The 7,237-nt window shown below is 66.9% G+C and carries 8 protein-coding genes and 1 pseudogene; 5 read left to right on the top strand and 4 right to left on the bottom strand.

Annotation, left to right across the window (positions count from 1 at the left end; translation table 11 throughout):
- A partial coding sequence (locus tag RT028_RS19535; protein WP_312937017.1) for a histidine phosphatase family protein occupies positions 1 to 471 on the top strand: 471 nt, incomplete at its 5' end.
- A 182-nt stretch (positions 472 to 653) separates the two neighbouring features.
- A complete protein-coding gene (locus RT028_RS19530) occupies positions 654 to 2,897 on the top strand; it encodes a putative bifunctional diguanylate cyclase/phosphodiesterase (protein ID WP_312937015.1) in 2,244 nt (747 codons plus the stop codon).
- 109 nt (positions 2,898 to 3,006) lie between these two features.
- On the opposite strand, the gene RT028_RS19525 is transcribed toward RT028_RS19530, so the two are convergent.
- On the bottom strand, positions 3,007 to 4,014 hold the full coding sequence (locus tag RT028_RS19525; protein WP_312937013.1) for a GlxA family transcriptional regulator: 1,008 nt from the start codon (positions 4,012 to 4,014) through the stop codon (positions 3,007 to 3,009).
- Positions 4,015 to 4,158: 144 nt separating this feature from the next.
- Here RT028_RS19525 and RT028_RS19520 point away from each other — a divergent pair, with 144 nt between their 5' ends.
- The 3 genes from RT028_RS19520 to RT028_RS19510 all read left to right on the top strand — a co-directional run bounded on the left by RT028_RS19520 (position 4,159) and on the right by RT028_RS19510 (position 5,640).
- Positions 4,159 to 4,629, top strand: coding sequence for an FAD/FMN-containing dehydrogenase (locus tag RT028_RS19520; protein WP_312937011.1), 471 nt, complete (start codon positions 4,159 to 4,161; stop codon positions 4,627 to 4,629).
- Positions 4,630 to 4,775: 146 nt separating this feature from the next.
- The gene (locus RT028_RS19515) at positions 4,776 to 4,988 is read left to right on the top strand and encodes a PLD nuclease N-terminal domain-containing protein (RefSeq protein WP_312937009.1); all 213 of its coding nucleotides are present in this window, start codon (positions 4,776 to 4,778) and stop codon (positions 4,986 to 4,988) included.
- 238 nt (positions 4,989 to 5,226) lie between these two features.
- Positions 5,227 to 5,640: a RidA family protein gene (locus tag RT028_RS19510; protein WP_312937019.1), complete on the top strand. Its 414-nt coding sequence runs from the start codon at positions 5,227 to 5,229 to the stop codon at positions 5,638 to 5,640.
- An 87-nt stretch (positions 5,641 to 5,727) separates the two neighbouring features.
- On the opposite strand, the gene RT028_RS19505 is transcribed toward RT028_RS19510, so the two are convergent.
- From RT028_RS19505 to RT028_RS19495, 3 genes and pseudogenes are all read right to left on the bottom strand, one after another.
- Positions 5,728 to 6,420 (bottom strand): glycosyltransferase, encoded by a 693-nt coding sequence (locus tag RT028_RS19505; protein ID WP_312937007.1) that lies wholly within the window; start codon positions 6,418 to 6,420, stop codon positions 5,728 to 5,730.
- Complete coding sequence (locus tag RT028_RS19500; protein WP_312937005.1) at positions 6,417 to 7,016, bottom strand: class I SAM-dependent methyltransferase; 600 nt, start codon at positions 7,014 to 7,016, stop codon at positions 6,417 to 6,419. The genes RT028_RS19505 and RT028_RS19500 overlap by 4 nt, the downstream gene beginning before the upstream one ends.
- Positions 7,013 to 7,237: pseudogene (locus tag RT028_RS19495) on the bottom strand (acyl-CoA dehydrogenase); the annotation flags it as partial. The gene RT028_RS19500 and the pseudogene RT028_RS19495, both read right to left, overlap by 4 nt.

Here is a 7,237-nt window from a genome sequence, read left to right as displayed (position 1 = left end):
CATCGGCCAGACGATCCGCTGGGCCAGCAGCCGCCAGCGCGTGTGTGGCCGCCCGGCATGCAGTGCCTGGTGGCGCCGGAACGCCGTGCGCGGGAAACCGCACAGGCGCTGGGCATTGATGCCACGGCTGACCCCGCACTGGCTGACTGCGACCTGGGACGGTGGCAGGGGCTGACGCTCAAACAGCTGCAGGCGCACGCCCCCGATGCCCTGCAGGCCTGGCTGGACGATCCGTACACGACACCCCACGGCGGCGAGTCCCTGGTGCAGTTGCACGAGCGGGTGGGGCACTGGCTTGCGCAGGGCCTGGCGCCGGGGCAGTGGTTGGCGGTGACCCACCCCTGGGTGATGCGCATGGCACTGCAGCATGTGCTCGGCGGTTCGCTGACCGGAGCACACAGGATCGACGTGCTGCCGCTGGGGGAGTTGCGCTTGAGCGGGTATGACGGCTGGCGGTTGCGGGTCGGCTGAGGCAGGCGCGCTCGCACACAACCGCGCGTATCAGGTTGTCTCGCGCCGCTGTCGAAGCGAGTTCAGCCGCGATCGGTCGCGAAGCGTCCCCCAACGGCGGCGATTGGCAGCCCGTGCATCATTCACCCTCAACATTTGCGCCCTTCGGCCGATACACAGGCAATCGAGCAATCGCCAGGCCTATGAGTATCTCTACCCCGACGCCACCCAATCCCCACACCCCGCCCGCCGTCCGCAGCCGCTTGCAGCGTTTGCTACCGGTGGCGTTTGCCGTAGCAGGTGTCGGGTTGTCACTGCTGCTGGGCCACCTGGACACCCAGCGTGACCAGAGCGAGCGCCTGGCCACCCTCAACGCGCGGTTGTCGGCACTGGGGGCGGGGCTGCAAGCGCAGCTGCGCGCCACGTTCGGCGAGACCGAAGGCCTGGCGCAACTGATCATTGCCGATGGGCGGATCAGTTCGGTGCACTTCCAGAGCATGGCCCGCGAGGCCCTGAGCGCCTCACCTTATATGCGCACCATCACCCTGGCGCCGGATGATGTGGTACGCGACGTGTTTCCGCTGCGTGGTAATGAGGCGGTGGTGGGGCTCGACCTGCGCGCCGTGCCGGGTCAGTACCCGCTGGTGCAGCTGGCGCGCGAGCGGCGTGAGGCGGTGCTGGCCGGGCCGATTCTGCTGCGTGAGGGCGGTGGCTGCGCGCTGATCTACCGGCGGCCGGTGTTCGTTCATGGCAAGCGCGGGGTGAAGTTCTACTGGGGCATTGTGTCGGTGGTGGCAGATGTCGACCGGCTGTTGCGGGCGGCTGGGCTCAGCGCCTACCAGGATTTCGAGCTGGCGATTCGCGGCGCCGATGCACGCGGTGCGGACGGCGAAATGATCTGGGGTGAGGCCAAGGGGTTCGAGTCGCCCAAGGCCAGTCTGCTGCTGGAAGTGCCGGGCGGCACCTGGCAGTTGGTCGCAGCACCGCTGGGGGGCTGGCCGGCAGCCAATCCGTTCCGCTCGCCGTTGTTTTTGCTGGCGCTGGGCTGCACCTTGCTGTTCAGTCTGTTCGTGATGCAACTGACCCGCGGCCAGCGGCTACTGGCCGAGCGCAACCTGGCGCTGGGCGAGTCGCAGGCCAAGCTGGAGCGACTGGCGCATTTCGATGTCATCACCGGCCTGCCCAGCCGGGTGCTGTTCCAGCAGCAATTGACAGCGGCGATCGAGCAGGGCCATGGCCTGGCGGTGCTGATGCTCGACATCGATGGCTTCAAGCAGGTCAACGACAGTCTGGGCCATGCCATGGGCGACCTGCTGCTGCAGCAGGCAGCGCAGCGTCTGCTGGAATCGCTGGCCAGCGACGACTCGCTGTGCCGCCTGGGCGGCGACGAATTCGCCTTCATGCTGCGCGGCAACCAGGGGCCGATCATGGCGCGGGTGCAGGCGCTGCTGGCGGGCTTGCAACGCCCGTTCGACCTCAATGGCACCGCCACGCTGATTACCGGCAGCATAGGGCTGGCCTGGTATCCGCAGCACGGTGTGGAGTTCGACAGCTTGCTGCGCCATGCCGACACCGCGATGTATGCGGCCAAGGAGGGCGGGCGCAATGGCTGGCGCACCTATCATCCGGACATGACCGAGCGTCTGCAGCAGATGCTGGAACTCGAGCGCAACCTGCGCCGGGCCTTGCTGTGCAATGAGTTCGAGCTGTGGTACCAGCCCAAGCTGGCGCTCGATGACGGTCGGCTGGAGGGGGTGGAGGCGCTGGTGCGTTGGCGTGACCCCGAGCGCGGGCTGATTTCGCCGGCCGAGTTCATTCCGTTGGCCGAGCGCACCGGGTTGATCATCCCGCTGGGCGAACACGTGCTGGCCCTGGCCTGCGCGCAGCTGGCGCAATGGCGGGATGCCGACTGCCTGCCGGGGACCTTGGCGATCAACGTCGCGGCGCTGGAAATCGAGCGCAGTGACTACGTGGCCACTTTGCGCAATGCGCTCGCCAGACACGGGCTGGCCGCCACGCTGCTGGAAGTGGAAATCACTGAAAGCGTGTTGATGGAGAGCCAGCAGCAAGCCTTTGCGGTGCTCGAGCGCTTGCAGGCGCTGGGCGTGGCAACCGCGGTGGACGACTTCGGCACCGGCTATTCGTCACTGGCGTATCTGCGCGCCTTGCCCATCGATCACCTGAAGATCGACCGCGCGTTCGTCAAGGACCTGCCTGGAGATCCCGACGCGGTGGCTATCGCCCGAGCCATCATCGACCTGGGTCACGCGCTGGGCTTTCGCATCACCGCCGAAGGCATCGAGACGCCGGGGCAGTATGCGTTTCTGCGGGAAGCCGGGTGTGACCAGGGCCAGGGCTATCTGCTCGGCAGGCCGATGCCGGCAGCCGATTTGCAGCGGTGGGTGACCGCGCATCAGGCCCAGCGGGTCGAGTCGACGATCGAGTGACGCGCCGGCGTCACCGCTGCCGCGCTGGACGTCGCCCGAGGCGCGCTTTGCAGGGCGCCTACAACCTCGACACCGCACCTCGATGGGCATCGATCAGCGCGCGCGGCGCTCACTCGCCCAGGCGTTGCTCGCGTGAGGGCGGGTAGCCGAAATAGGCCGCGTAGCACTTGCTGAAGTGCGACACCGAAACGAAGCCACAGGCCACCGCGACGTCCATCACCGACAGGTCGGAGTACTGCAGCAGACGTCGGCTCTTGGTGATTCGCAGCTCCATGTAATAGCGCCGCGGCGAGGTGCCGAGCTGGGCCTGGAACAGCCGGTCGATCTGGCGCCGCGAGCGCCCGCTGTAGGCGGCGAGCTGATCGAGGCTGAGGGTTTCTTCCAGGTTGTTTTCCATCAGCTCGACGATGGTGCGCAGGTGCAAGCTCATGGACTTCTTCGCCCCCGGCCCGACCTGGCGGTAGCGTGCGCCGGAGAACGAGAGGATTTCCTCAACGCCTTCGGCCAGCGCATCGCCATGCAGCCGCCGCACCAGGCCCAGCATCAGTTCCATGGCGCCGTTGGGGCTGGCGGCGGTGAGGCGGTCACGATCGAGGGTAAAGCTGGAAGGCGTGATGCGCGTTTGCGGGCTGCGCTCGGCGAGGCTGGCGCGTTGTTCGGGGTGGATGCTGCAACCGTAGTCGCCAAGCACGCCGGCACGGCCCAGGAACCACGCGCCGTTCCACAGCCCGCCCAGCGCCCGGCCGTGTTCCATGCCATCTTGCAGCAGGCGGTCGAGTTCTGGGTATTTGAGCAACGTGCGCAGGCCACCGCACACCATGATCAGGTCTAGCCCGTCCAGGGCGCGCGGCTGCAGGGGCGTGGCGATCAGCTCAAGGCCCAGATCGGAGAGCACGCGGTCGCCGGTCAGCGAAAGCGGCGTGAAGCTGAAGCTGTCAGCACGCAGCAGGTTGGCAGTCACCAGCACGTCCATGGCCACGGTAAAGCTGGCCATTGAAAAATGCTCGAGCAAGACGAACGCGACCCGGTAGGGGGCCTGCTCATCGGTGACGCCGGACTTGAGCCGCAGCATGTTGCTGGTGCTGGCCTTTTTGCTGAACTGACGAGGTGTGGCCACTCTGGACTCCGCTGGCACGTGACGGCGTGAGTGTGCGTGTGCCGTCAGGGAAAGACAACACTGGCAGATGCCATGGCGCTGGCGACCACCTGGGCGGCGTATCGAGAGTATGCTGGCAGCCCGATCATCCCGGAGCACCTCCCAATGAAAGCCCTGCCTGCCTTGCTCTTGTGCCTGTTGCCCCTGATGGCTCACGCCGTCGACACCGGAGAGCACATTGCCCCTTGGACGCTGCACGATCAGCACGACCAGACCTACACCCTGGGTAACGACACGCGCATTCTGCTGGTGGCGCATGACATGGACGGCGGCAAGCTGGTCAAGGCCGCGCTCGCCGAGCAGAGCAAGGGTTACCTGGAAGCGCGCGATGTCGTGTTCGTCGCCGACATCCAGCGCATGCCCGCGCTGATCAGCAAGCTGTTCGCCGTGCCCGCGATGCGCGACTACAGCTACCGAGTGATGCTCGATCGCGACGGTCAGGTCGCCGGCCGCTACCCGGCTGCCGAGGGTCAGGTCCTGTGGCTGCAACTGGAACAGGGCATGGTGCAGTCGCAGCAGACCTTCGCCAGCGCACAGGCGCTGAAGGCAGCGCTGGAGAAGGCGTCTCGTCACTGAGCCGTTACGCGACACGGCGCCCGACGCAGGCATGCGCGACAAAAGCATGCCTGCTGGCGGCAACTTCGCTCGCCGCTACACTTTTCTATGGAACCCTTGCCGTTGGCAGTGACCGAACGTACTACTTGCTCATCGGGAGAACGTCTATGGAAATCGGAACGATCTGGATCATCATTGCTGCTGTGGTCATCCTGCTGGACATCTGGGCCATCTGGAACATCATCGGCAGCGACCGCCGCGCCGAACGCAAGATGCTGTGGGTCGTCTTCGTGGTCTGGGCGCCGATCCTGGGCCTGGTGGGCTGGCTGGTCAAAGGCCCACGCGCCGTGAAAGGCCGCGATGTGATGGAAGAGAAATAGTCCGACACCTTCGCTAGTGCTCATCCAAAGGGCTGCTGCGCAGCCCGCCACGGATGAACCCGCCGCTGGCGCAGGCCCTGTGAGCTGCGCAACAGTCGCTGGCGTGAAATCTGCGTTAACCCAGTCGCTGCCGCCCTTGGCGCCGTGTTCACGGCAATCACGCCAATGGCCGCTTGACCTCAAGCTTGCTTGAGGTCGGAGACTCCCGCGTTCTCTCTCCCCCATGAGCGCACCCATGATGACCGCCATAGCCGCCTTCAACCTGTCCAACCCGCCAGGCCTTTACGACCCTACCCCCAATGCCTACTCGCATGTCGCCGAGGTCCGCGCAGGCAGCCGCTTGCTGTTCATCGCCGGGCAAGGTGGAGAAGGGCCTGACGGACAGTTGTCGACGTTGTTTGCCGAGCAGGCGCGTCAGGCTCTGAGCAATCTGCACACGGCGCTCGCCGCGCAGGGCGCGGGCCTGGAACACGTTTGCAAGCTGACGCTGTTGATCGTCGATCACAGCCAGGCGCGTCTGGCTGAGTGGGTCGAGGTGGCCGGGCAGGCCTGGGGGCATGCGCCGAAACCGACCTGCACCCTGATTCCCGTGCCCCGGCTGGCGCTGGACGGCATGCTGGTGGAGATCGACGCGGTGGCGGCGCTGACCTGAGCGGGGCGTTGTGTTCGCTGCGTTCGCACCGTTCACTGCGCTGAGCCAGGACAGGCCAGACAGGCACCCAATGCAGGCAACGCGCGCTCAGAGCGCTCCCTGCGTCGAGACACTGTGCGCCGCGCCGGTTGCCTGCAGGCTGATCAAGTAGTCGCCGAACCCCTCACGCGCGCGCGCATCGGCGCGGCTGCTGGTTGCGACGCTGTTGCGCGCGGTCCAGACGATCTGTGCGCCGCTGGCCTGCAGGGCCTGCACCAGGTGCACATCCTCGTGGGCAGCCAGGGGCTGGAAGCCGCCGACCCGTTCATAGGCCTGCGCGCAAACGCCGAGGTTGGCGCCATGAATGTGCCGATGGCCTTCACGTGCCTCATAGCGGCTGCGGTACAGCGCGCGTATGGCTGCGGTCTGCCACGGCTGCCAGCGTTCGATGTGGACCGTGCCGCACACGGCGTCGGCGGCGCATTGCATCTGCCAGCACAGCCAGTGCGGCGGCACCTTGCTGTCGGCATCGGTGCAGGCCAGCCAGTGTGCGCCGCGTTCAAGCATGTGCCGGGCACCGGCCTGACGCGCCAGGCCGACATTGCCGGCATCCACCGTCAGGGTGGCGACGCCATGGCGCATGGCCACCGCTGCGGTGCCGTCCTGGCAGCGGTCCAGCACCACCAGAATCTCGACCCGGTGGCCCTGGGCCTGCGCGTGCGCGGCGGCCACCTGGACCGCCCGCAGGCAATGGCCAAGCCGGCGGGCTTCGTTGTGTGCAGGAATCACCACGGCAATCATTGGCAGGTCTCCTCAAGGTCGATGGCGCGCGCCTGGCGGCACCAGTACGCCAGCTGGAAGTCAGCCTCTTCATGCAGGATGACCCGATGCAGCCCCAGGTGCTCGGCCAAGGCCGCCTGCACCTGCGGGCCATCCTGCGGGCAGCCTTCGATGGCGTGGCGCCAGTGACAGGCGAGCAGTCCGCCGTCATCGGTGAGGCTGCGCCGCGCCCGCTCGATGACCTCCCGCCAGGCGTCCACCGTCAGGTAGTAGCCCACTTCGCTGAGCACGATCAGGTCAAAGCGCTGGTCCGGCCAATCGGCCGGCAGTTGCGCCTGCGCCACGCTGACGTGCGCCAGGCCCTGCAGGCGCTGACGGGCAAGGTCCACCGCGGTACGGTCGAGGTCCTGGCAGACCAGCCGGTCGCAGCGCTGGGCCAGCAGTGCGCTGAGCTCGCCATTGGCGCAGGCCGGCTCATAGATACAGGCAAAACGCTGACGCGGCAGGCAGGCCAGAATCAGTTCGCGCTTGCGCCGTTCGTACCAACGGGTGCGAAAGGCCCACGGGTCCTCGTTGTCGGCGTAGAGGTCGGCAAAGTACTGCGAATCGATGCTCATAATGGCCAGTCTCCGGCTGCAAGGTGGGCGACCTGCTGGCCCAGGGCGGCCAGGTCGCGTTCAGCGTGGCTCTGGCGCAGGAAAACGGGCAGGTCGGCGCTCAGGCGCGCGAAGTGGCCAGTGCGGCAGAAGGGGGTCGCACCCAAGGCGCGGCCGACATGCTGGATGACGCTGTCGGCCGCCTGCTCGACCACCGCACGCACGCGGCGCACGGGCAGCTC

The sequence above is a fragment of the Pseudomonas sp. genome (assembly GCF_032058845.1).
Lineage (GTDB): Bacteria > Pseudomonadota > Gammaproteobacteria > Pseudomonadales > Pseudomonadaceae > Aquipseudomonas.
Note: the sequence above shows the minus strand (reverse complement) of the source record. Positions and strands in the feature narration are given on the sequence as shown.